Source organism: uncultured Metabacillus sp. (genome assembly GCF_947503125.1).
In the GTDB taxonomy this organism is placed as follows: domain Bacteria; phylum Bacillota; class Bacilli; order Bacillales; family Bacillaceae; genus Metabacillus.
The window spans coordinates 93,833-117,429 of the sequence record NZ_CANNCR010000008.1 but is presented as its reverse complement, the minus strand read 5'-3'; the positions used below and the strand labels follow the sequence as shown (position 1 = coordinate 117,429).

Sequence of the window (23,597 nt, the reverse complement as noted above, 5' to 3'; positions counted from 1 at the left end):
TATAGATACATAGTCTGATAGCTCTCGATAAAATTTACGATTATGGTGATTAATTTGTCCACACAAAAATATAGGTATTTTGATGCTTCATTAGTTTTTTTCTTATTTTTATTAATGATATCTAGCTGTGTCAGCATTTTTAGTGCTCAAAAGTATGCGCAATATGATGAAAACTTTATGGTAAAGCAAATCATCTGGTTTATCCTAGGTATACTTGTGGCTTCGGTGATTTTTTTATTTGATTTTGAACAAATTAGTAAAATAACACCCTTTTTTTACGGATTAGGAATTGCGTTATTAATCGGAATTTTGGTAGCACCTGAATCAATTGCTCCGTATCGGAATGGAGCAAAATCATGGTTTATAGTCCCAGGATTGGGGTCGATTCAGCCCTCTGAATATATGAAAATCTTTTTAATTATGATGTTGGCAAATATAACAAAAAACCATTATGAAAAAACACCGATGCATTCGATTAAACAAGATTTATTGTTGCTGGCTAAAATCGCCGCTGTTTCATTAACACCCATCATATTAGTTCTGCTGCAAAATGATTTTGGATCGTCATTAGTTATGTTGGTCATTACGATCGCTATTACTTTTTTGTCAGGAGTTAATTGGCGGATTATGGCCATATTAATTGTACTGATGCTTACAGCAGTAGGTACTCTTATATTCATTTTTATTTATAATTCGGATCTTTTATTAACGATATTTGGTACGTATCAATTAAACAGGATTTATTCATGGTTGGATCCTTTCCAACATGCAGAGGGGATCGGATATCAGCTTAAACAGTCCCTTTTAGCGATTGGATCAGGTATGGTTGACGGAAAAGGATTTCATAACAGCGATGTATATACACCTGAAGCACATTCCGATTTTATTTTTACCATTGTTGCAGAGGAATTCGGATTTATCGGAGCCTCATTTGTCGTAATCTTATATTTTTTAATGATTTATCGCATGCTGGGGGTTGGCATGTATGTAAGGAATAATTTATTTGAATTTTATATTTGCATCGGGATGGTTGCTCTCTTTACATTTCATTCTGTTCAAAATATCGGAATGGTATCTGGTTTACTGCCGATAACAGGAATCCCTCTGCTGTTAATGAGTTACGGAGGAAGCTCTGTTTTGGCTAGTATGATCGGAATAGGCCTGGTTTTAAATATTTCTTTAAAGAAAAGAGATTATCTGTTCTCAAAAGATGATTAAACAGCACAGACAGGATAAATTGCTAGAATTACATTTAGTTAACGTGAAAAAGTTATTGTAGAAACATTTTTTTAATCATGGTAAAATCATGCTAACATTCTTACTGAAGTGGTGAAGGAAGATGGAGCGTTCTGGAAGCGGACGAATTATTCTCCATGTAGATATGAATAGCTTTTATGCATCGGTTGAAATCTCATATGATCCAACCCTTAAAGGGAAGCCGCTTGCGATTGCCGGCAATGTTGAGGAGAGAAAGGGGATCATCGTTACATGCAGCTATGAAGCTCGGGCAAAAGGGATTAAAACTACGATGCCGCTATGGCATGCGCGCAAATTATGTCCGGAATTAATTGTGAAAAAGCCAAACTTTGAGCGTTATCGCAGGGCTTCACGTGCCATGTTCGATGTGCTTCGTGAATATACAGACCTTGTCGAACCGGTATCCATTGATGAAGGGTATATGGATATAACACACTATATGAATGATAATCCGTTAGAAATACCTAAAATAATTCAGGAGCGTTTAATGGATGAACTATTGCTTCCATGCAGTATAGGGGTGGCTCCAAATAAATTTTTAGCAAAGATGGCTTCGAATATGAAAAAACCGCTGGGGATTACTATTTTGCGTAAACGTGAGCTTTCAGAAAAGCTTTGGCCCCTGCCAGTTGCCCAGATGCATGGTGTGGGAGAGAAGACCGCTGAAAAGCTGAATACGATCGGCATTGAAACGATACATGATTTAGCAAATGGGGATACCGTACAGTTAAAAACATTACTCGGAATAAATGGCGAACGATTAAAACTACGTGCGAATGGAATTGATAATCGTGCCGTTGATCCTGAATCCATTTATGAATTTAAAAGTATTGGCAATTCAACCACACTTGCGAAGGATACGACAAATGAAAACGAAATAAGTGATGTTTTAAAAAAACTTGCTCATTCTGTCATGGTAAGAATGAAGCGGAAGGAAGTATTAGCAACTAAAATTTTTATCACAATCCGCTACGGAAATTTAAAAACAATTACTAGAAGTAAAAAATTAGCGAATCCTATAGGTGATGAAGAAGAGATCTACGAGTTAGCGAAACAGCTTTTCTTTGCTCACTGGAATGAGGACCCAATTCGGCTTTTAGGGATCACGGGGCAAGATTTAGTTGAAAAAGATGATGCTGTTAAACAATTAGATTTATTCTCATTTGAAAATGATGCAAAGGAGGAGCCATTGCTTTCTGTAATTGACCAAATAAATCAAAAATATGGAAATCAACTTATTAAAAGGGGGGTAAGAGGGAAGCAAGAAGAGGATTTATCATCTGGTACAAGCTTTAATAAAGATTTTTTGAGAGATTAAGCGATTACATGAATGTTGTTACTTGAAATATAGTCAATACTTATGGTATTTTCAATTGTAGTCATAATAAATAATTCGAATTGTGTGTCAATTTCAAAAAGGAACAGGCATATTTTGTCAGTACCTTTACATACTCTAAGGACTAGAAGGGACGTAAGCAAATGTCGAAACAACAAATTGGTGTCATTGGTTTAGCTGTAATGGGAAAAAACTTAGCGTTAAATATTGAAAGCCGCGGTTTTTCAGTAGCAGTTTTCAACCGTTCTGCAGCTAAAACAGAAGAATTTCTAACTGAAGCAAAAGGGAAAAATGTTGTTGGTACATACAGCATTGAAGAATTTGTTCAATCATTAGAAACTCCTCGTAAAATCCTATTAATGGTTAAAGCTGGAACTGCAACAGATGCAACTATTGAACAGCTTTTACCGCATCTTGATAAAGGTGACATTTTAATTGACGGTGGTAACACGTTATATACAGATACTCAACGTCGAAATAAAGATCTTGCAGAGAGTGGAATCCATTTCATAGGAACTGGGGTTTCAGGCGGTGAAGAAGGAGCATTAAAAGGACCTTCAATTATGCCTGGCGGACAAAAAGAAGCATTTGATCTTGTCAAACCTATTTTAGAAGCTATTTCTGCAAAAGTTGATGGCGATCCATGCTGTACTTACATTGGTCCAGACGGAGCCGGCCACTATGTAAAAATGGTTCATAACGGAATTGAATACGGCGACATGCAATTAATCTCAGAAGCTTACTTCTTATTGAAAAATGTATTAGGATTAACTGCTGATGAATTGCATGAAGTATTTGCTGAATGGAATAAAGGTGAGTTAGACAGCTATCTCATTGAAATCACTGCTGATATTTTCACGAAGAAAGACGATGAAACAGGTAAACCGCTTGTTGATGTTATTTTGGATACAGCAGGCCAAAAAGGAACTGGTAAATGGACAAGTAAGAGTGCGCTTGATTTAGGTGTGCCGCTTCCAATCATTACAGAATCTGTATTCGCACGCTTTATTTCTGCAATGAAGGATGAGCGTCAAAAAGCGAGTAAAATTCTTTCAGGACCTTCTGCAACACAATATGAAGGAAACAAAGAAGAGCTTATTGAAGCGGTTCGCAAGGCATTATACATGAGCAAAATCTGCTCTTATGCACAAGGTTTTGCACAAATGAGAGCAGCTTCTGAAGAATACAACTGGGATTTAAAATATGGTGATATCGCAATGATCTTCCGCGGTGGTTGTATTATTCGCGCGGCATTCTTGCAAAAAATTAAGGATGCATATGACCGTGAGCCAGCGTTAGCGAACCTGTTATTAGATCCATATTTCAAAGAAATTGTTGAAGGCTACCAAGGTGCATTAAGACAAATTCTTGCTGTTGCAATCGAAAACGGTGTTCCAGTACCATGCTTCTCTTCAGCACTTGCTTATTATGACAGCTATCGTTCAGAAACATTACCGGCTAACTTGCTTCAAGCACAACGTGATTACTTTGGAGCTCACACATATCAACGTGTTGATAAAGAAGGTATTTTCCATACAGAATGGATTGAAAAATAAGATCGTATTCTTATTAAAGGACAAGCCCTTACAAATTGGAGCTTGTCCTTTTTGTTTATTCCTTTCTACTAGCGGTAACAAAATATTATTAATTAGATTTTCCCTTTTTAAAAGGTTTCGGTACAAAAATAATAAAGAGCCTTCACAAAGTTGTAGCTCAAACCAATTTAAGGAGTTATACAAGGGCGGGTTTTTTATATGATACATTTTTACCTTTGCAGCTTATATACCGTTTGTATGAGGCAAATAGACGAGCCAATTCGCACATTTTTAAGAGACAGCAGGAAGAATCTAAATTAATTTTAATGGATGGGATCACTTTTAAGAAGGTATTAAATGACATGGCTTTCGATTTATTCAATAAGAAAGCCGGTTGAGGCTCTATAGTAGGGCTCAACCGGCTTTTGCTCAGATCGTAGAAGGTATTACTTGTAAAAATATGACGTGCTATAATTTCAAGATACTTTTAATAAAAAGGCAGGTTTAGCTGACCGGCCACCATTGGTTTCCGTCTGCTTCAAGCATGTCGTCTGCTTCTTTTGGTCCCATGGAACCAGAAGGATAAGTAGTAAGCGGTGCTTTCCCTTTTTTCCATGCTTCTGAAATTGGATCAACGAATGACCAAGATAAGGCAACTTCATCCCAATGAGTAAAATTCGTTGCGTCTCCACGCATGCAATCGTAAAGCAGCTTCTCATAAGCCTCCGGTGTGTTAATGCCGTCTAGGAAATTGTTTGATAAATCCAATTTAACCGGCTTAGAATCACCAGCATCCCCATCTTTTTTCACATTTAGTTGAAGAGTAATTCCTTCATCAGGTTGTATGTTTATGACTAGTAAGTTAGGTGGAACAGTTTCTCCCTTTTTATAATAAAGGTTCATTGGAATATCTTTAAATTGAACAACAATTTTTGTTGATTTGGCTGCCATGCGCTTTCCTGTTCGGATGTAGAACGGAACCCCAGCCCATCTGAAGTTATCAATTAATAGCTTGCCGGCAACATAGGTTTCAGTTTGAGATTCATCATCTACATTATTTTCCTCGCGATAGCCAATTAATTGCTTATCATTTAATTGGCCGGCTGCATATTGACCGCGAACAAAGTAATTAGCTACCTCATCTTCACTAACAGGGCGGAGTGCACGTAAAACCTTTACCTTTTCACTTCTTATTTCATCTGTCGTTAGTTTAATTGGCGGTTCCATTGCTAGTAAAGCCACCATTTGCAGCATATGGTTTTGAAGCATATCTCGCAACGCACCAGAGTTTTCATAATAACGTCCGCGATCTTCAACGCCTAACACTTCGCTTGATGTCACTTGGATATTCGATATGTATCGATTGTTCCATAATGGTTCAAATAGAGCGTTAGCGAAACGGATTACTTCAATGTTTTGTACCATTTCTTTTCCTAAGTAATGGTCAATACGATAAATTTGATCCTCATTAAAGGCTTCACGGATTTCCTGATTCAGTTTTTGAGCTGATGGCAGGTCATGACCAAATGGTTTTTCGATGACTAATCGACTCCAGCCTTTTGTTGCAGTTAACCCTTCTTTCTTCAGGTTTTGAGCAATTGTGCCAAAGAATTCTGGGGCCATAGCTAAATAAAAGATCCGATTCCCTTCTGTTTGGTAGGAATCATCCAGCTTATTTAACAAATTATTCAATTCCAAATAGGAAGATGGATTCGTTACATCGAATGGATGATAATAAAAATGTGATGTGAAATCATCTAATTGTACCGATTCCTTCATTGCTGTCTGGATCGAGTCTGAAACATTGCTGCGGAACTCATCATTTGTCCAAGGTCTTCTTCCTACACCTACAACAGCAAATTCTTCTCCGATTTTGTTGTTTTGTACCAGGTGGTAGATAGAGGGAAACAACTTTCGTTTTGCTAAATCACCAGTTGCTCCAAAAATAACGATAACAGATTTAGGTTGTTCTTGTGTAATCACGTTCGTACCTCACTTTGTCAAATGCATTTATTTCTTCATCAGTGAAAAATTCGTATATGAAAACGATACCTTAACCGACAAGATGTCTTTTTTTAAGGATGGCTCGAATTTTAGAGCACTGATTGTAAAATACCCTCTACAAATACTTAATAATAAAGGTAAATGTAGGGTAAATCAAACATAATTGTCTTTTCAAGTACTAGTATAAACGATTAAAAGAAAAATATCGTGTTAAAAGCACTTGATTTTATTAAAATCTTTTTATTATTCAGTCTATTTTATTCAATCAACCTATAAAAGGTCAAGTCTTATCGACTTATTTTTTTCTTTTTCCGACAAATACTGCAAGATGTTGATAGTTTAACTTTACTGTTAAATCATGTATTCTAAAGGAAAGAGATCATAGGAGGAAGTTGTTTTGAATGTCATGTTTCTTGGGACTGGGGCAGGGATACCAGCAAAGGCTCGAAATGTTACGAGCATCGCCCTGCAGCTGCTTGAGGAAAGAAAAGCGATATGGCTTTTTGATTGCGGTGAGGCAACACAACACCAAATTTTACATACATCGATTAAGCCAAGAAAAATTGAAAAGATATTTATTACCCATCTGCACGGTGATCATATTTATGGACTGCCTGGACTAATTAGCAGTCGTTCATTTCAAGGAGGAGAGGACCTGTTAACAATTTACGGACCAGAAGGCCTTGAAGAATTTATTCGTACCTCTCTTTCCATTAGTCAATCGCGTCTTACCTATCCAATCGAATTTGTGGTAGTAGAAGAGGGGACCGTATTTGAAGATGATCAGTTTCAGGTTATTGCGAAAAAACTGGAACATGGGATTGATTCTTACGGATATCGAGTTATTGAAAAGGATTTACCAGGAGCATTGCTTGTCAATAAATTAAAAGCATTATCGATAAAGCCTGGGCCGATCTATCAAAGATTAAAAGCAGGGGAGAAGGTTAAACTTGAGGATGGAACAATTCTTGATGGCAATGACTTTTTAGGACCGAAGCAAAAAGGGAGAGTTGTAGCGGTTTTAGGAGATACCCGATACACAGATAATAGTATTGAGCTTTGTAAGGAAGCTGACCTGCTTATACACGAAGCAACACTTTCAGAAGCAGATGAACAGCTTGCCTACGATTATTTTCATTCAACAACCAAACAAGCTGCCTTGATTGCGAAACGGTCAAATGCAAAGCAGCTTATCTTAACACATATAAGCTCCCGTTACCAAACGGAAGAGGATGTTGCAACGCTAAAAGAAGAAGCACAGGCCATTTTTCCTCATTCATCTATCGCATCAGATTTCATGCAAATTGAAATCCCAAAGCATCGGGATTGAATGCGAAAACCACTAAAAAGATAAGCAAATGAATGCTTGTTCCTATCTTTTTTATTTCGTTATTATCAGCTACGTTCGTATTGTTTTGGTGAGAGGGATTTTTTCACTTAGTTGATTGGCTGCAGTTCTTGGCCTAAATGGATCAAATAACAGCCGTCTCTTGTGATGAAAAAAAGTAGAAAAAACGATCTTTAACAAAAGCCATATTTTTAATAAAATGAGAAAAAAATAGTTGGCAGGTGGTTCACTTTGCAAAGGAGATGGCAAACAAAAGAGCAATTGGTTAACCTATTAATTCAGTTGGTTGAGCACGCTAGTATAACAGGATCGCAAGGTGAGATTGCTTTAGGGAAATATCTCTATTATTTGTTAAAAGAACGAGAATATTTTAAAGAACATCCTGATTTCCTACAGCTTCACCCTGTTCACGATGGGAGATCTTTTGTAACCGCATTGGTAAATCAAGGGGTTACAAACGAAACGGTTGTTTTAATAAATCACTTTGATGTCGTGGATGTAACGGATTATGGAGATTTATCCTCTTTATCCTGTCAACCTGTTAAGTTAACAAATGAACTAAAGGCGAGAAGCTCCCAATTATCTGAGCAAGTAAGGGAGGATCTTGAAAGTGGTGAGTGGTTATTTGGCAGAGGTACCATGGATATGAAAGCAGGTCTTGCTGTCCAATTAGCCATGTTAGAAAGGGCGATGCATGGAGATTTTAAGGGAAATCTATTACTCGTTTCAGTTCCGGATGAAGAAGTTAATTCAGCAGGCATGATAAGTGCTGTCCCTATTTTAGATGAACTAAAGCAGCGCTTTGGTTTAACTTATAAAGCATGTATTAATTCTGAACCGATGTTTGCAAAATTCCCTAATGATCAAAACCATTATATTTACACAGGCTCTCTCGGAAAGGTGCTAGCCAGCTTTTACTGCAGCGGTATTGAAACACATGCTGGGGAACCATTTTCAGGACTTAATGCAAATCTGTTGCTTTCTGAGCTAAACCGCTTGATGGAATTGAATCCTGCGTTTTGTGAGCAGGAAGGAGAAGAAATCTCACCTCCGCCTACTAGTTTAATGATGAGGGATTTAAAAGAGGAGTATTCTGTTCAAATTCCTCATGCATCCGTATCAATGTATAATTTGTTCATCATGAATGGCTCGGTTAGCGAACTTCATCATAAACTTTTGCAAGTAGTAAAAGAGGCTGCCTTAAACGTTGAGGAGTTTTATAAGAAGCGAAGTCAACAGTACCCTAAACTTATTTCTTTATCTCCATTAGACTTGGAGGTAACAATTTTGACCTTTAAAGAGCTTTTACATATTGCAAAGAAAAAATATGGTACAAAAGAAATTGATCGAAGAATAAATGAAATATTGGTAAAGTATGGAGATGAAGATGAACGAGGCCTTTCCACAAGAGTTGTTGCAGAATTAGTTGGCTTATGTAAGGAATATGGAGCGATGGTTGTGATCTTTTATAGTCCGCCTTATTATCCTTCAGTATCTTCTAAAGGCAACCCGTTCATTCAAAAAACAGTTGAACATGTGATTGCCTATGCAAAGGAGAACTATCAGACTGAGCTTAAGCAGCAAAATTACTTTCCGGGATTATGTGATTTAAGCTTTGTCCAGCTGAACGACAATGGGGAAGCTCTGTCCCAATTAACAGCCAATATGCCTCTTTACGGAAACGGATACTCTTTGCCGTTAAGCGAGATGCAACGGTTGAATATCCCTGTATTAAATATTGGACCGGTTGGAAGAGATCCTCATAAATGGACGGAAAGATTACATATTCCTTATGCATTTGAAATTTTGCCAGAGCTTTTATCTTTTTCAATTAAAACGATTTTTGAAGGGTGAAACAGGTATGTGAGGTTGCCTCAGGATTTAGGATTTATCAGATCCTTAGGCATCTCACATGCCTAGCGTTTTTTTAGTTGCCTAAGAAGATAAGGGGCTTTTTGTAAAATGAAAAAACTAAAGCCCTCACCTTGGTAGATTTCATTAATTGCGATGAATTTCTGCTTTATCAAGGGGATCATTTCCTTTTCAATCTTAGGGTAAAGAGCAATTCCTTCAATATTTGTCTTTTTTATAAGGTGCCAGAGCATTTGTTTTTCAGGTTTTTTTAACTTAGTTATTTGTTGATAAATTCTTTTTTCATGATCTGGAAGCTCTAAAAGGTTGACTTTCATGAATTAATCACCATCTAGTAGCAATAAATTTTATTTATTCGAAGAGCTAGTCTGGTAAATGACAATCTCATCGACCTTTACAATTGCCTTACCATTTACTTCAGCATAGCCTTTGCCAAGAACAAAGCCTTTTTTCATTCGTATCACCTCGTAAAATAGATGGACTTGATCTCCTACTGATGCTTCACGAATGAATTCTACTCCTTTAATGGATGTTAAAAATCCTAAATGGTTATCATCTTCCAGAGAGGCAAAGGCGCCAAGCTGGGCAAGAGCTTCAATGACGAGAATATTAGGCATAAAGGTATGATCATTGGATATGTACCATTCATTTTCAGTAATCATCTTTAATCCCTTTACTTTTTTACCTTCAACAATCTCGATCACTTTGTCAACCATTAAGAATGGGTACCGATGTGGAAGAGCTGTTTGTATAATGGAATCATTTGAATTCATGCATTATTCCCCTTCTTTCATTTTCTACCATTATATACCAAAGGGTATAAAAGAAGCTATTTATCCCTTCTTAACAGGCAGTTGTATATCCTGTTCTTCGGAAACCAATTGATGGAAGTCTCCCTTTATTTAAATACCGAAATTAGGCTTAGGTGTGGTATCATATTGCATAGAAAATCGCTGTGAGGATTGATGAAATGTATATTCAACAGATAAATCCGTATGAGATATTAGATCGAATTACAGATGCTTTTTTTGCTTTAGATAGAGAGTGGAAATTTACTTATGTTAATAAAGAGGCAACTAGACTACTGCGTCGTAATATGCAGCAATTATTAGGAAAATGCATATGGGAAGTATTTCCTGAGGCTGTTGATCTACAAACTTATCAACATTACCATATGGCCGTGCGAGAACAAGTATCTATTGTTTTCGAAGAATACTCTCCTCCTTTAAAAATGTGGTTTGAAGTAAGGATTTATCCCTCTCCAAATGGCCTTTCTGTTTATTTTCAAGACATAACTGAAAATAAACGATCTTCCTCAAAAAGGGAGCAGCATTATAAGTCTCTTTTTGAAAATAATCCGGCTGCGGTATATTCCTTTGATTTAGAAGGGAATTTTCTAAGTGTTAATCACGCAATGGAAGAATTACTTGGTTTTTAAAGAAGAAGAGCTTTTACAAATGTCTTATATGCCATTAATCACTCCTGATGAAATTGAAAGGACAAAGACTTATTATTCTCATGCTGTTAAGGGAGCCATTCAGCATTATGAAACAAAAGCAGTTCATCAAAACGGGCACATCATTGAATTGAAGGTTACCAATATTCCAATTATTGTTAATGGGGAAATTGTCGGAGTTTACGGAATCGCTCGGGACATCTCTAGGGAAAAAAGAACCGAAAAAATGTTGCTTGAATCTGAAAAGCTTACAGCTGTTGGCCAACTTGCTGCATCGATTGCACACGAAATAAGAAATCCTCTTACATCAATAAAAGGTTTTTTACAACTCTATAAAAATAAAATGAAGGAAATCAATAGTGAGTATTTAGATATCATGTCTGATGAAATTTCAAGAATCGAAATGATAACAAGTGAGCTGCTTATTTTAGCAAAGCCGCAAGCACATCATTTTCGTTATGAACGTGTGGAAAAAATGATTGAGGATGTTGTCACATTATTGGGTTCGCAAGCTTTAATGAACAAGGTGAATGTTAACGTTCAACTTGACGACTTGCCTATGATTCATTGTATTGCAAGCCAGTTAAAACAAGTCTTTATTAATTTAATTAAAAACGCAATAGAAGCGATGCCTAATGGTGGTGAAATAACGATAAGCGGCAAGAAACATGGTTCCGCCGGGATTTTTATTCAAATTGCTGATCAAGGAGTAGGGATCTCAGAGGAACTTCTAGCTAAAATCGGCACACCATTTTATACAACAAAAGAAAAAGGAACAGGTCTCGGGATGATGACGACTTTTAAAATCATTCATTCCCACGGAGGAACAGTGAACATCTCCAGTACTGTTGGCAAAGGAACCATTATTGATCTGTACCTTCCGATTAGTGAAGATAAGAACTAGGAAAAAGAAGGAGTGCAAGCTTTTATTAAAACGGCACTCCTTCTCTATTTTAATTTTTTATCAGTGCTTCGGAAAACATTGTCTTTAATTCATTTGATCTCTCTGTTGCGCGTTTTATACATGAGATAAGAGCTTCTTCAAAACCTCTTTCTTGCAGGATCGTAATTCCGGCTTCGGTTGTACCGTTAGGGCTTGTGACTTCTTTTCGTAATTGTGATGGGTGTTTATCAGAGCTCGCGATCATTTCTGAAGCACCAAGCAATGTTTGGACAATCAGTTCTCTGGCTACATTCGGTTCTAAGCCTACCTCGATAGCGGCTTTCTCCATGGCTTCTACAAGGAAGTAAACATATGCAGGTCCGCTGCCTGATAATCCTGTAACAGCATCTAGTTGATTTTCATCGACAAGCTTGCAGATGCCAATTGCTTCGAATAATGATTGGCATTTTTTGATTTGTGTCATCGTGACATCTTCACTTGCAGCGATGGCAGTTGCTGATTTGGCAATCGCTGCTGATGTATTTGGCATTGCACGAATAATGGCTATTTTTTTGCCAAGGATGGATGTGATCGTTTCAATGGAAATCCCTGCTAATACAGAAACGATCAGCTGGTTATGAATATACTTTTGAATGCCATCTATGCCTGCCTTGACATCCTTTGGCTTCATCGCTAATACGATAATGTTTGCCTCTTGAGCCAATTTTACTTTATTATGTGTGGTTTCGATACCATACCTATTTGTTAATTCCTTCAGACGGTCAGCGCTGGAACGGTTTGCGACGATCACCTGCTCCGGCTGAAACACTCCGCCTTTTATTAAACCAGCGATCATGGCTTCTGCCATTGAACCGGCGCCAATAAATCCAATCTTCTCCATAAAAATCCTCCTTTAAAAGCACAATATAAAAAGCCACTCAATCCTTGAAAAGGACGGAATGGCTCCGCGGTACCACCTTAGTTGGAATGTATCATTCCCAGCTTCACTTCTTTATCGCAGAAATACGGTTAGGTTTTCCTAACAGCTCATAGGTAGGTTCAAAAGGAAACAGGTGCAATGGAGCTTCCCAGCCACGAGCTCCACTCTCTTTTGCAGCTTCCGATTTACTAGTCCTAAGTCAATGCTTTTACTTATTAAAATAAATTTTTTTAAGTTTTTTCTCTTGAATTTTTATTCATTATGCATTTGTGGACAGGTAATTGTCAAGCATTTTCAAAAAGAATGTTAGTTGAATTATTTGAATATAATGACAAATATGTGGTTGGAAGATAAAATAATAGTAAGTATCTTTAATGAACAATAATAAGTTTTATTTGAAAATAATAATTGGGGCTGAGTGAATGAAACCATTTCAACGGGGAAACCAAATCTTTAAGCTGGAACTTCCAACACCTTTTCCAGTAGGAGATGTGAATGTGTACTTAATTAAGGGGGATCATTTAACACTTGTGGATACTGGTCCGAAGACAGTTGAGGCTTGGCAGGCGTTCCAATCCCAACTAAAAGAACTTGGGTACAGCCCTCAGGACATTGATCAAGTAGTAATCACCCATCATCATCCTGATCATGTCGGCATGTTGGACTTTTTAAGCGAGGACATTCCAATATGGGGTCATCCTTTTAATACACCATGGTTGAAAAAAGACCCGCAATTTATGGCAGCACAAACAGTTTTCTTTGAGAAACTATTTATTGAATTTGGAGTCGATAAAAAATTTTTCCCTGATTTAAATAGACTGAATCATACACTTAAATTCTCCTGCAATAGAAATTTACAGCATTTTGTAGGAGAAGGGGAGGAAATTAGCGGTTTATTCGGATGGAGAATCTTTGAAACACCTGGGCATGCTCAAAGTCATATCGTTTTATATGAAGAAAGGTCAGGGGTTGTAATAGGGGGAGACTTATTGTTAAAACATATTTCTCCAAACCCATTATTAGAGCCGCCGATGGCAAATTCAATAGAACGCCCGCGTCCGCAGCTCCAGTTAAATGAGTCAATTTCAAGATTATTAGAGATTCCGGTTTCGTTAGTTTATACTGGTCATGGAGAACCGATTGAAGAGGCGCATGAGCTTATTTCCCTTCGCTTAAAAAAGCAAGCTGAACGAGCAGACCTCGTATACAGTTTTCTTGAGGAAAAGCCCTTGACTGCTTTTCAAGTATGTCAGGCACTGTTTCCAAAGATTTATCATAAACAGCCGTTATTAACAATGTCAGAAACAATCGGTCAGCTTGACTATTTGGAAAATATCGGTCAAATTAAAGTAGATGCTTCAAGGGAGACAACCCTTTATATTTGCTAAGGAACGGTAGAGGTGAAATAGTTGAATAGACGAATACAAGGTTGCCATGTTGCCATTACTGGGGCCTCAAGCGGCATCGGTGAAAAAATTGCCATTGAATGTGCCAAGAATGGAGCAAACCTTATTTTATTAGCCAGAAGAGAAGAACGGTTAGTTCGGCTTGCAGAACAAATTAAACATGATTATGGGATCTCATGCTCTTACTACATACTCGATGTTCAGGATCTTGATTCCGTTCAGCGCGTTTTTTCGAACATTGCACAGGAAGTCGGATCTATTGATGTTCTGGTCAATAATGCCGGGTTCGGAATCTTTAATGATGTGCTCGATGCTTCCCTTGATGAAATGAAAAGCATGTTTGAGGTAAACGTATATGGTTTAGTTGCCTGTACAAAAATGGTGCTGCCTGCCATGATGGAAAGGAAAAAGGGACATATTATCAATATTGGCTCACAGGCCGGCAAAATCGCAACTCCCAAATCTAGTCTTTACTCTGCAACGAAACACGCTGTATTAGGCTTTACAAACAGTTTGCGGATGGAGGTTAAATCAAACAATATTTACGTCACATCGGTAAACCCCGGACCAATTAAAACAGATTTTTTCACGATTGCCGACAAGCAGGGAGATTATGTGAAAAATGTGGAACGCTGGATGCTTGACCCAAATAAGGTAGCACGGATCATCGTAAACACTATGCTCACACCGAAGCGCGAAATCAATTTACCTGGCTGGATGAATACAGGAAGTACGCTTTACCAGGTCATGCCGAGGCTGTTTGAACGAATTGCGGGAAAGGCGTTTTTTAAGAAATGAATGTTTTAGCTAAATGGTATAATTTAACAAAAAAGGATTATGTATCGTGGTGATTGGGTGTTATCAAAAAATGAAAATTTCACTCGAATTATCTGAAGGTTTATGCATATTTAAGAATAATGCGGTGTAAAGAAAATCGGTATCTTTGGATCATTAGAGATCAACAAAAGGATACAAGTGTTATTGATGTTCTTGGGCGGATTTTTATGAAAACTCAATTAAATTCGATAACTATATGGAACTTAAATTTTTCTTAGAAGACTTTTTGCATTAGATGAAGTAGGTTATTTTCTGGAATTGGCGGAAGATGACAACGATTTAAAGCCATTAAAAGAGGCAGGGTATTTCCCCTGTTGTAGAATAAGGACAAGGGGCAGCCTCTTTTTGATTTTAATCCTGATTCGTTACATAGCCATAGACAATATCTTCAATCACTTCGTACCATTCTGTGTCTTGATCCTTTTCGTTTACCGCCTTTTCAAGCAGCTGTATGTAGTCATCTTTCGAAAGCGGATCTTCATCAAGATCCCGGCCATATTGTAGAAAGCTGTTTCTAAGCATTTTCAATAAGAATTTCTCCTCCATGTCACACCTCGCTACCTGCTAGTATACAGTCTTCCTCCTTTTTTAGAAACCATTAAAAAATATCTGCGAGTTTTGTTTTTTACGTAGTTAGTATCCAGTTCATACGTTGCTACCACTTTTCTATTGTGGTTGAAACTTCCATTGAAATCGAACGTATATTCGCTTAAGATGAAGAATATAATAAATGAGAACATACATTCTTGTTGGAGGAAGCGGCTATGATTGAAAACTATGATCAATTTCCAAAGCGAAAAATTCTTTGTATTGATATGAAAAGCTTTTATGCTAGCTGTGCTGCGGTTTTACTGGGGATGGATCCATTGACATGCTATTTAGTTGTTGTTGGTGATACTGAGCGGCAGGGAAGCATCGTGCTGGCAGCTTCTCCGCAAATGAAAAAGGAATTTGGCATTAAAACGGGTGCAAGGCGTTTTGAAGTTCCGAACGATCCGCGGATTAGGATTGTTAACCCGAAGATGGGAACGTATATCCGAATGTCAACAGAAATAACAAAACTGTTTCATCGCTATGTACCAAAAGAGGCGATCCATACTTACAGTGTGGATGAAAGTTTTATCGAAGTCGATGGTGTTGAGCATATTTGGGGAGATGCCCGAACAATTGCCGATAAAATTCGTGATGAGTTGAAGCGTAAGTTCGGTCTTCTTGCTGCAATTGGCATTGGGCCTAATATGCTGCTTGCAAAAATATGCTTGGATATTGATGCAAAAAAGACAGGGATAGCAGAGTGGACATATGACGATGTAAAAGAAAAGCTGTGGAAGCTTGAGCCGTTAAATAAAATGTGGGGCATTGGGTCGAGAGTGCAAAAGACGTTGAACCGAATGGGGATTTTTAATGTTGGACAGCTGGCTCATTATCCGCTCGAGCTTTTGGAAAAAAAATTTGGCATCATGGGCAATCAGCTTTACTATCACGCATGGGGAGTAGACTTGTCGGAAGTTGGTGCACCGATTATGCAAGGACAAATCAGCTTCGGCAAAAGCCAAATTTTACTTCGTGACTATCCCGATCCAGAGGAAGTAAAGCATGTGATTTTGGAAATCAGTGAGGAGGTTGCCCGCAGAGCGCGTCAGCATAAAAAGGTAGGACGAACGATCAGCCTTGGGATTGGCTATAGCCGCGATGAATTTGGCGGTGGTTTTTATCGTTCCAAAACAATTGATCAACCAACAAATATTACGATGGATATTTATGAAACATGTTTGCAGTTATTTGAGACATTTTATGCCAATAAAACAGTTCGGCAAATATCGATTACACTGTCAAATATTGAGGACGATTGTGAGATGCAGCTCGATTTGTTTCGGCCAAACCGCATAAAGCAGCGAACACTTGGTTATGTAATGGATTCCATTCGTCAAAAGTATGGTTCAGATGCGATTTTACGTGCTGTGTCGTACACTCCGGCTGGGACTGCGAAGCATCGTGCCAAGCTTGTCGGCGGCCATAAAGCATAATAAGCCTATTTCAAAGTGGAATCTAGAGCTTAACAGCTTTGGCAATGGCTCAATCATTCGTGTTGCGAATCCTTACTCTGTTTTGAAGGCAAGCTGAGCGGTTGTCTAAAAGAAATCATATTCGCTTAGGCTGCCTAAAGAGAATGTTAACCGAGTGTTAGGGTGGTGATGAAGTCATGATACGGGACAGAGGAAATATTAAATGGACATCAATGATGCTGCCTGAACATGTAAAGCTATTAAGAGATTGGTCAGAAGCTGATACCTATCAAGAAAAGACTGAGCTTGATGAGCAGCAGCTCGAACAGTTTAATGAAATCATTTGCTTAGCAATGGAAGAGCATATGGAGCTCGTTTTTACGTACTATCAAGACCATTTTCATCAAAAATGCTCTGGGTATGTCCACTATATAGACCCGATTGCTCATACGCTTCAAATTGTTGATGAACAAAGCGGCCAGCGCTTTAAGCTGCCATTTGCAGCAATTGTTGATGTGAAGCAAAAATAGACGGGAGATTTACCTTCTTTATCTAGCTCCATGATAAAGAATATCCCGTAGAAGGATTAAATCTACGGGATATGTAACAAAAAATAGTTAACTCTGATTAAACTAACCTTAGCTCACGTTTTCGATTTTGTTTGATCGATTTTGGATAACCCATACTCCGGCCTTACTCCTAAAGGCAATAGCAAAAGCCATCGCCAGTGGAATAGCTACAATGCAAACGACCAACCTGCAACAAGATCTTTTTGAAAATGTGTAAACGTGTAATTTGCAAACCTGCTAGAACTAAACATCCATAACATCCTCCTCTATGTTTCTTTATCAAACACAAGTTTTTGCACGGTAATTATTAATGTAATCTGCAAATTTGGAGAAATTATGGAGTTTTTCAATTTTGTTCCATATGTCCTATTTTTTCAAATAAAAGTATATCGATAGTTTCAATTTTGAGATATTGTCTACAAATTCTTTTATGTTATAGGTAAAGTTTAAAGAGATAAAATGTGAACCGACAGCTTGGAAAATCCGAAGATCGCAATGCTTATAAAGACATTTAAAGCCGGAGGAGATCAATGAAGAAGAGAATATTGCTGGTTGATGATGAATGGAATATGAGAAACTTATTAAAAATTTACCTGGAAAAAGAATATGAGGTAATAGAGGCAGAGGACGGAAAGCAGGCATTAGCTATCCTCACATCTGCAGAATTCCATATAATCATATTAGACATCATGCTCCCAAAGATTAATGGGTGGCAGATTTGCAAAGAGATTAGAAAAGAAAAGGAAACACCTATCCTTATGCTAACAGCGAGAAACGAGTTAAAAGATAAAATTTACGGATTAGATATCGGGGCAGATGATTATTTAGGGAAACCTTTTGAGCCTGAGGAGCTGATTGCTCGAATCAAGGCTTTGTTAAGGCGTTCTGATATGAATGGTGATCCTCATAAGCAAAAGGTGGTCATGATCGGAAATCAACTAATGAAGATAGAAACAGAGAGCAGAACGATCCTAGTTAAAGGTGAGAAGTTAAATTTAACCCCTAAGGAATATGATTTGCTTCATCTATTGGCGAATCAGCCTCAACGGGTTTTTACTAGAGATTTATTGCTCGATGTTATCTGGGGAATGAAGGATACAAGAGATCATCGGGCCGTTGATTCTCATATTAAGAATATCCGAATTAAGGTGAAGGAAAAAGTACCTGCATATAATCCCATTGAAACTATTTGGGGTGTGGGCTATAAGTTGAATCAGTCGGATGGAAACGTATGAAATGGAACAGCATTGTTTTTAAGCTCGGAGGCACCATATTTATTATCCTAATGTGTGTCATTTTACCATTGACATATACGATCGATCAGCTTTTTGCTAGATTCTATTTTAGTGAAGCACGCCACCAAATCGATCAATTAGCCTACCAATATTCCCACACCTTAACAGACTTAAAAGATATTGATTCATTGAAAACCGTAGCACGATTAACCAAAACAGAAATTTGCATTATTGACCGGGATGGCAAGGTTTTATACACGTCCAACGATACCATTTTGCCTAAAAGAACTCAAATTTCTGGAGATTTGCCCGTATCAGTTTATTCAGGGAAGGCAGTAAAACTAGATTATTTTAACCCCTATAATCAAAAGAACTATCTCGCTACCGGGAAGCCGTTGCAAATAGATGACAAGGTAAACGGGGCAATATTGGTCTTTTCTAAGGCGGAACAAATTAAACAGACGATCCATCATATTGAGCTTTTGCTGTTGGCCACATTGCTGGGTGCCCTTTGTATGGCATTGGCCTTTACCTATATTGCCTCGAAAAAGCTTGCTTCACCTTTATTGCAAATGGAAAAAGTAACGCGGGATGTAGCGAAAGGTAAGTTTTATAGAAAAGTATCCATTACGTCAAATGATGAGGTAGGTTCATTGGCAGCAGCGATCAATGATCTAGGTCATGAGCTAGAAGGATATCGAAATAGGCAAACAGAATTTTTCGCTAATATCTCCCATGATTTGCGAACACCTATTTCTTATATAAAAGGTTATACACAGGTGATTCATGATAAATTGTATAAAAATGAAAAAGAGAAGGAGCTTTATTTATCCATTATTTTGGATGAAGTGAATCAATTAAATGCTTTGGTCGCTGATTTGTTTGAGCTATCCAAAATCGAAGGAGGACAATTAGACCTTCACTTTACTTGGGTTAATCTTTATGATTTGATTGGAAATTGTTTGACAAAAGTTGCATTAAAAGCTAAAAAGAAGAAATTGCGCCTCCTGAAAGAACTAGATGCCAACATCCCTTTTATTTATACAGATGCAGTCCGTCTAGAACAAATTTTGATGAATTTAGTAGAAAATGCTATTCGTTATAACAGGGTTAATGGCGAAGTGAAAATCGCTGGCAATGCAGGTAAAAAGAAAGTGAATCTCGTAATAGAAGATACAGGAATAGGTATATCAGAACATGATCTCCCGTATATTTTTGAGAGATTTTATAAGGCAGATAAATCCCGTTCGGACAGGCTCGGCAGTACAGGTTTAGGCTTATCTATAGTCAAGCAGCTTGTTGTCGTATTAGAGGGAGACATAAAGGTAAAAAGTACGCTAAATAAGGGAACGTCATTCTCGATCACTCTTCCATTTAACATAAGAGAAGGAATGGGAGAAAGCAATTCAAGCTCCTTCCAAAAAAGGTGAGAAGCGCAACTAGCTATGGTAAAATGGGATTAAAGCAGAGAGAAGGAGTACAATCATGAAGTTAACATTTACAAAGGAAGCACTTGAGCAATTATCACCTAAACTAAAAGAAAATAAAGATAAGGTGTTAAAAGTAAAATATGATACAGAAGGCTGCGGATGTGTAATGAGCGGTGTGACATCCTTATGGCTTGTGGATGAGCTTGATGATGATGATGTTGAGCTTGCAACAAATGATGTACCATTATATGTTGAAAAAACAAAAATGGTCTTTTTAGATGAAGAGCTCACCATTACCTTTAACAAAACAGCCAATTGTTATATGTTAAAAAGCCCTTCCCAAATATTAAATCCGCGTATGAGTTTACTAGTAAAGTGAGGGGAGATTTAGGTGAAGGATCGGTTAAAATCGATAAAAAATGTTGCCTTAAATAAGACATGGGTATCTTTTTTAAATGATAATCATCCATACAGTCTTCTTCATTGGTCAATCGGCGGATTTCATGATGAAACAAAGGATGTATGGCTGCTTCAAGATGAGATGACGTTTGAAGCACAGGAATTCCCAACCATTGATGAAGCGATTCAGTGGATGGAGAATAATATGGAGAATATTTCAGATGTGCTGGGATAAAATGTAAGGCTGCACCTACTAACAGGGCAGCCTTTTTACTATTTATAACCCAATTTCATCGAAAAAATCATCAATGACGTTGGAATATTCCTCGCGATTCTCAGCATAGGACATCGCATGTGACCCCTTTTCAGCTAAATAAAGCTTTTTTGCCCCCTTCTTTTTCTCATAAAGCTGTTGAGTCATTTCAGAAGGGATATAATCGTCATCCTTACTATGGATAAAGAGTACAGGACTCTTAATATTTGCTACCGAATTGATTGGCGACACATCTTTAAGCGAATAGCGGTCACGGAGCTGAACAAAAGGCTTGCGATTGGCATCACTAGGAAGCTGGGAACTTTAAATTCAGCTTTTAGCCGGTAAAGCAGCTGTGCTTCAAGCTCTGAAAAAGGACAATCAGCAATATAAAAATCTGCGCCATCTTCCACCATACCAGCATAAAGTAATGTTGTTACAGCGCCCATTGATTCACCGTGAATACCTAAAACAATGGAGTCGCAGGCCTCTTGCTTTAACCAGTGGACAACCGATTGAAGATCAAATTTTTCATAATGGCCATAGCTTGTAGTTTTCCCGCCGCTTTCGCCATGCCTGCGATGGTCGTAGATCAATACATTCCAGCCTTTTTGTAAAAATAAATTCATGTATTTCACTGAATTAAGGCGATTGACGGTAACTCCGTGGCATAAAATGATATAACGATTCGTTTCATGAAGTTCAATAAGCGAACCTTTAATTGTATACCCAAACCGGGATGGAATGGAGAAATCTTTTTTTTCTAACGCATCAAACTCTTCTTGATTAAAAAGCTCAAGCATCGTTTCTCGATCAATGATTTCTTTATCTGTCTTCTTTTTTATGTACATCATTTTATTCGTAAAGAAAAAGCCGACAATAAAAATATATGAGAGGATGATGAACAGTCCAATAACTACTTTTTTCATAGGCAACTCCTTTATTTTAAAGTAATACCTTTTTAGATCTATCTGATCTCACTTCATTATAACAAAGGGAGTGTTAAGTCTAGAACTGATATTAAAAAGTTAAAAAAGCAGTGATTCAAGAATCGACTGCTTTTAGTAAGAGAAAAGGCTGGTTTTAAATACTTATGATTATTGCGGTGAATTTTGTCTTTTAGTTGGGTGTATGGCTTTATCTACTTCTTCAGCAGCCATCATCTTTTTTGATGTATCTGCATTGGGTTTACCTTTTTGTCCACGTTGGTTTGCCATTTAAATCGCTCCTTTCTATCTTTTAAAATGTCTGTAGAAGGGAAAAAATATGCAGGTGGAGATTTAATTAATTTTTAAGTGTAAATCCTTTAAAATGGTAGAAAACTTTCTTATACTTTGTATGAGAGAGGGAAGAGGAGGCACTTGGATGAAAAAGTCTAATAAGAAAAAGGATGATCAAACCGTTTTTGTATCTGATCATTTAAACCGCGACTTAGTCGAGCAATTAAAGGCTGTAAAAAAAGGCTTAACAAAAGAGCAAGAGGAAAGGGAAGCAGCTCTCGAACGTAAAAAAATAGAAGAACGAAAACAAAGAGAGAAAAATAAAAGCTTTGAGGAGCTTTTAAATGACAGTTCTTTATCGTGGAAGGACTTTAAATAAAACCGGGACACCAAGCAGGTCCCGGTTTTAAGATTTTAGAGCGTTTATTCTTAACGATGCTGTTCATATTGACCCGGCTTTGCTATCTGTTGCAACTTATCATACATTTGAGCAGATAGTCGTTCTGAACTCCCTGCTTCTACATTTTCAATTAACTGCTGGATTTTACTTGCACCAGGGATAACCGCGCCAATGACGTCTTGGTAAAGACAATACTGTAAGGCAAGCTCGGTCATACTATGTGAAGGATCAATGTTTTCTAGCTTTATTAAAAAAGCCTTTAGTTCTTCATTTGTATAAGAAAGATATCCCTTACCTTTTAGTTTTTGGTTAAGGGGTTTGTCAGTTAACAGCCCTTTTGCGAGCGGCCCGCGGGCAATGACGCTGACACCTTTATCTTTAATGATGGAAAACCATTCCTCTGGGCGGCGATCTAACAGGCTATATTGCATCATAATTGAAACGATGCTGGATTTATCTAAGTATTCTTTTATCACATTGGGTCGAATCGAGGAGATCCCATAATAACGAATGATACCTTCTTGTTTTAATTCCTCAAAAGCCTCTATCGTTTCATCAATATTGTCTTCAATCGTTCCGCCGTGCAGCTGATATAGATCGATAAAATCAGTTTGCAGACGCTGCAGGCTCTTTTTAACGGCTTCTTTTATGTATGCTTTTGAAGGATCCCAATCCCACCCTGATTGATCTTCCCTCCAGCGATTACCGACTTTTGTTGCTAGGATGATATCATTTCGGCGATGCTTAATCGCTTTACCAACAAGCTCTTCATTTTTGCCAACATCATATAAATCAGCTGTATCAAAATAATTAATACCCAGATCGATTGCTTTATCGATAAGTGAGAGCGCATGCTTTTCTTCCGTCCCAAGCGACATACAGCCAAGTCCTATTTCACTTACATACAAATCAGATTGACCAAGTTGTCTTTTTCGCATCAAATCACTCCTTATACACATCTTCTTTTCGAGGGTAGTATAAAGAATGTGAAAAAGCAACTTATAACACTTATCGTCGTTTCGATTCAGTAAACAGCTTTTCATCCTTCATCCATTCAACAACCGTTGTATACGACTCACGATATTCCTTTAGTTTTGTTCGAATCTCCCACGCCTTGCCAACGAGGACAATTCTGTTATCTAACCGATAGATTTTCACGCTTAAAAAATCATTCCTTTCAGGTAAGATATGATAGAATGTATGAAGGTAGG

General features: G+C 37.6%; 23 protein-coding genes, 1 pseudogene and 1 other annotated feature. Of the genes and pseudogenes, 16 read left to right on the top strand and 8 right to left on the bottom strand.

The genetic code is table 11. The features are described 5' to 3' along the window. The first annotated feature begins 54 nt into the window (after positions 1-54). The 3 genes from Q1B07_RS08655 (at position 55) to gndA (ending at position 4,149) form a co-directional block, all read left to right on the top strand. Positions 55-1,218 (top strand): FtsW/RodA/SpoVE family cell cycle protein, encoded by a 1,164-nt coding sequence (locus tag Q1B07_RS08655; protein WP_299088141.1) that lies wholly within the window; start codon positions 55-57, stop codon positions 1,216-1,218. 121 nt (positions 1,219-1,339) lie between these two features. Further along, positions 1,340-2,575, top strand: coding sequence for a DNA polymerase IV (locus tag Q1B07_RS08650; protein ID WP_299088143.1), 1,236 nt, complete (start codon positions 1,340-1,342; stop codon positions 2,573-2,575). A 161-nt stretch (positions 2,576-2,736) separates the two neighbouring features. Further along, on the top strand, positions 2,737-4,149 hold the full coding sequence (gene gndA, locus Q1B07_RS08645) for an NADP-dependent phosphogluconate dehydrogenase (RefSeq protein WP_299088146.1): 1,413 nt from the start codon (positions 2,737-2,739) through the stop codon (positions 4,147-4,149). A 483-nt stretch (positions 4,150-4,632) separates the two neighbouring features. Here the strand turns inward: gndA and zwf are convergent, their stop codons facing one another. After that, complete coding sequence (zwf, locus tag Q1B07_RS08640; RefSeq protein ID WP_299088147.1) at positions 4,633-6,111, bottom strand: glucose-6-phosphate dehydrogenase; 1,479 nt, start codon at positions 6,109-6,111, stop codon at positions 4,633-4,635. A 418-nt stretch (positions 6,112-6,529) separates the two neighbouring features. Between zwf and rnz the strand changes: the two genes are divergently transcribed. Together rnz and Q1B07_RS08630 are read left to right on the top strand one after the other, a co-directional pair. Further along, positions 6,530-7,462 carry a ribonuclease Z gene (gene rnz, locus Q1B07_RS08635; RefSeq protein ID WP_299088149.1) on the top strand — a complete coding sequence of 311 codons (933 nt, stop codon included), beginning with the start codon at positions 6,530-6,532 and terminating at the stop codon, positions 7,460-7,462. A gap of 249 nt (positions 7,463-7,711) precedes the next feature. Further along, positions 7,712-9,334 carry a M20/M25/M40 family metallo-hydrolase gene (locus Q1B07_RS08630; RefSeq protein WP_299088151.1) on the top strand — a complete coding sequence of 541 codons (1,623 nt, stop codon included), beginning with the start codon at positions 7,712-7,714 and terminating at the stop codon, positions 9,332-9,334. Positions 9,335-9,396: 62 nt separating this feature from the next. Here Q1B07_RS08630 and Q1B07_RS08625 read toward each other — a convergent pair whose 3' ends face one another. Continuing rightward, positions 9,397-9,669 carry a hypothetical protein gene (locus Q1B07_RS08625; protein ID WP_299088153.1) on the bottom strand — a complete coding sequence of 91 codons (273 nt, stop codon included), beginning with the start codon at positions 9,667-9,669 and terminating at the stop codon, positions 9,397-9,399. 30 nt (positions 9,670-9,699) lie between these two features. Then, complete coding sequence (locus tag Q1B07_RS08620; RefSeq protein WP_299088155.1) at positions 9,700-10,125, bottom strand: 3-hydroxyacyl-ACP dehydratase FabZ family protein; 426 nt, start codon at positions 10,123-10,125, stop codon at positions 9,700-9,702. Between the two features lie 197 nt (positions 10,126-10,322). On the opposite strand from Q1B07_RS08620, the gene Q1B07_RS08615 reads away from it, so the two are divergent. Both Q1B07_RS08615 and Q1B07_RS08610 read left to right on the top strand, forming a co-directional pair. After that, positions 10,323-10,790, top strand: coding sequence for a PAS domain-containing protein (locus Q1B07_RS08615; RefSeq protein ID WP_299088158.1), 468 nt, complete (start codon positions 10,323-10,325; stop codon positions 10,788-10,790). Continuing rightward, positions 10,753-11,712: an ATP-binding protein gene (locus Q1B07_RS08610; protein ID WP_299088161.1), complete on the top strand. Its 960-nt coding sequence runs from the start codon at positions 10,753-10,755 to the stop codon at positions 11,710-11,712. Before Q1B07_RS08615 ends, Q1B07_RS08610 begins: the two co-directional genes overlap by 38 nt. A gap of 49 nt (positions 11,713-11,761) precedes the next feature. On the opposite strand, the gene proC is transcribed toward Q1B07_RS08610, so the two are convergent. Then, entirely contained in the window at positions 11,762-12,598 is an 837-nt protein-coding gene (gene proC, locus Q1B07_RS08605; protein WP_299088368.1) for a pyrroline-5-carboxylate reductase, read from the bottom strand. A 40-nt stretch (positions 12,599-12,638) separates the two neighbouring features. Beyond that, positions 12,639-12,843 (bottom strand) — a binding site (T-box leader). A 210-nt stretch (positions 12,844-13,053) separates the two neighbouring features. On the opposite strand from proC, the gene Q1B07_RS08600 reads away from it, so the two are divergent. Together Q1B07_RS08600 and Q1B07_RS08595 are read left to right on the top strand one after the other, a co-directional pair. Next, positions 13,054-14,019 (top strand): MBL fold metallo-hydrolase, encoded by a 966-nt coding sequence (locus Q1B07_RS08600; RefSeq protein WP_299088163.1) that lies wholly within the window; start codon positions 13,054-13,056, stop codon positions 14,017-14,019. Between the two features lie 21 nt (positions 14,020-14,040). Then, on the top strand, positions 14,041-14,835 hold the full coding sequence (locus tag Q1B07_RS08595) for an SDR family oxidoreductase (protein WP_299088166.1): 795 nt from the start codon (positions 14,041-14,043) through the stop codon (positions 14,833-14,835). Between the two features lie 390 nt (positions 14,836-15,225). Here Q1B07_RS08595 and Q1B07_RS08590 read toward each other — a convergent pair whose 3' ends face one another. Further along, positions 15,226-15,420, bottom strand: coding sequence for a YqzH family protein (locus Q1B07_RS08590; RefSeq protein WP_299088169.1), 195 nt, complete (start codon positions 15,418-15,420; stop codon positions 15,226-15,228). A 218-nt stretch (positions 15,421-15,638) separates the two neighbouring features. Between Q1B07_RS08590 and Q1B07_RS08585 the strand changes: the two genes are divergently transcribed. From Q1B07_RS08585 to Q1B07_RS08560, 6 genes are all read left to right on the top strand, one after another. Continuing rightward, complete coding sequence (locus Q1B07_RS08585; RefSeq protein WP_299088171.1) at positions 15,639-16,901, top strand: UV damage repair protein UvrX; 1,263 nt, start codon at positions 15,639-15,641, stop codon at positions 16,899-16,901. A gap of 176 nt (positions 16,902-17,077) precedes the next feature. After that, entirely contained in the window at positions 17,078-17,410 is a 333-nt protein-coding gene (locus tag Q1B07_RS08580) for a YolD-like family protein (protein ID WP_299088172.1), read from the top strand. Between the two features lie 569 nt (positions 17,411-17,979). Continuing rightward, entirely contained in the window at positions 17,980-18,684 is a 705-nt protein-coding gene (locus Q1B07_RS08575; RefSeq protein WP_299088174.1) for a response regulator transcription factor, read from the top strand. Further along, a complete protein-coding gene (locus Q1B07_RS08570; RefSeq protein WP_299088176.1) occupies positions 18,681-20,114 on the top strand; it encodes a HAMP domain-containing sensor histidine kinase in 1,434 nt (477 codons plus the stop codon). Before Q1B07_RS08575 ends, Q1B07_RS08570 begins: the two co-directional genes overlap by 4 nt. Positions 20,115-20,169: 55 nt before the next feature. Then, positions 20,170-20,493, top strand: coding sequence for an iron-sulfur cluster biosynthesis family protein (locus Q1B07_RS08565; RefSeq protein ID WP_299088179.1), 324 nt, complete (start codon positions 20,170-20,172; stop codon positions 20,491-20,493). A gap of 12 nt (positions 20,494-20,505) precedes the next feature. Further along, a complete protein-coding gene (locus tag Q1B07_RS08560) occupies positions 20,506-20,748 on the top strand; it encodes a DUF2552 family protein (protein WP_046513553.1) in 243 nt (80 codons plus the stop codon). Between the two features lie 42 nt (positions 20,749-20,790). Here the strand turns inward: Q1B07_RS08560 and Q1B07_RS08555 are convergent. After that, a pseudogene (locus Q1B07_RS08555) lies at positions 20,791-21,695 on the bottom strand (alpha/beta hydrolase). Between the two features lie 436 nt (positions 21,696-22,131). Here Q1B07_RS08555 and Q1B07_RS08550 point away from each other — a divergent pair. Next, complete coding sequence (locus tag Q1B07_RS08550) at positions 22,132-22,365, top strand: YqkE family protein (RefSeq protein WP_299088185.1); 234 nt, start codon at positions 22,132-22,134, stop codon at positions 22,363-22,365. Positions 22,366-22,415: 50 nt separating this feature from the next. Here the strand turns inward: Q1B07_RS08550 and Q1B07_RS08545 are convergent, their stop codons facing one another. Both Q1B07_RS08545 and mciZ read right to left on the bottom strand, forming a co-directional pair. After that, the gene (locus Q1B07_RS08545) at positions 22,416-23,324 is read right to left on the bottom strand and encodes an aldo/keto reductase (RefSeq protein ID WP_299088186.1); all 909 of its coding nucleotides are present in this window, start codon (positions 23,322-23,324) and stop codon (positions 22,416-22,418) included. Positions 23,325-23,394: 70 nt separating this feature from the next. Beyond that, positions 23,395-23,544, bottom strand: coding sequence for a Z-ring formation inhibitor MciZ (gene mciZ / locus Q1B07_RS08540; protein ID WP_299088188.1), 150 nt, complete (start codon positions 23,542-23,544; stop codon positions 23,395-23,397). Between the last annotated feature and the right edge of the window lie 53 nt (positions 23,545-23,597).

Excerpts from the sequence above, each read along its gene's own strand:
- Q1B07_RS08650 (WP_299088143.1), top strand. The coding sequence starts at position 1,340 with ATGGAGCGTTCTGGAAGCGGACGAATTATTCTCCATGTAGATATGAAT.
- gndA (WP_299088146.1), top strand. The coding sequence starts at position 2,737 with ATGTCGAAACAACAAATTGGTGTCATTGGTTTAGCTGTAATGGGAAAA.
- Q1B07_RS08625 (WP_299088153.1), bottom strand. The coding sequence starts at position 9,669 with ATGAAAGTCAACCTTTTAGAGCTTCCAGATCATGAAAAAAGAATTTAT.
- Q1B07_RS08620 (WP_299088155.1), bottom strand. The coding sequence starts at position 10,125 with ATGAATTCAAATGATTCCATTATACAAACAGCTCTTCCACATCGGTAC.
- Q1B07_RS08615 (WP_299088158.1), top strand. The coding sequence starts at position 10,323 with ATGTATATTCAACAGATAAATCCGTATGAGATATTAGATCGAATTACA.
- Q1B07_RS08600 (WP_299088163.1), top strand. The coding sequence starts at position 13,054 with ATGAAACCATTTCAACGGGGAAACCAAATCTTTAAGCTGGAACTTCCA.
- Q1B07_RS08590 (WP_299088169.1), bottom strand. The coding sequence starts at position 15,420 with ATGGAGGAGAAATTCTTATTGAAAATGCTTAGAAACAGCTTTCTACAA.
- Q1B07_RS08585 (WP_299088171.1), top strand. The coding sequence starts at position 15,639 with ATGATTGAAAACTATGATCAATTTCCAAAGCGAAAAATTCTTTGTATT.
- Q1B07_RS08580 (WP_299088172.1), top strand. The coding sequence starts at position 17,078 with ATGATACGGGACAGAGGAAATATTAAATGGACATCAATGATGCTGCCT.
- Q1B07_RS08575 (WP_299088174.1), top strand. The coding sequence starts at position 17,980 with ATGAAGAAGAGAATATTGCTGGTTGATGATGAATGGAATATGAGAAAC.
- Q1B07_RS08570 (WP_299088176.1), top strand. The coding sequence starts at position 18,681 with ATGAAATGGAACAGCATTGTTTTTAAGCTCGGAGGCACCATATTTATT.
- Q1B07_RS08565 (WP_299088179.1), top strand. The coding sequence starts at position 20,170 with ATGAAGTTAACATTTACAAAGGAAGCACTTGAGCAATTATCACCTAAA.
- Q1B07_RS08550 (WP_299088185.1), top strand. The coding sequence starts at position 22,132 with ATGAAAAAGTCTAATAAGAAAAAGGATGATCAAACCGTTTTTGTATCT.
- Q1B07_RS08545 (WP_299088186.1), bottom strand. The coding sequence starts at position 23,324 with ATGCGAAAAAGACAACTTGGTCAATCTGATTTGTATGTAAGTGAAATA.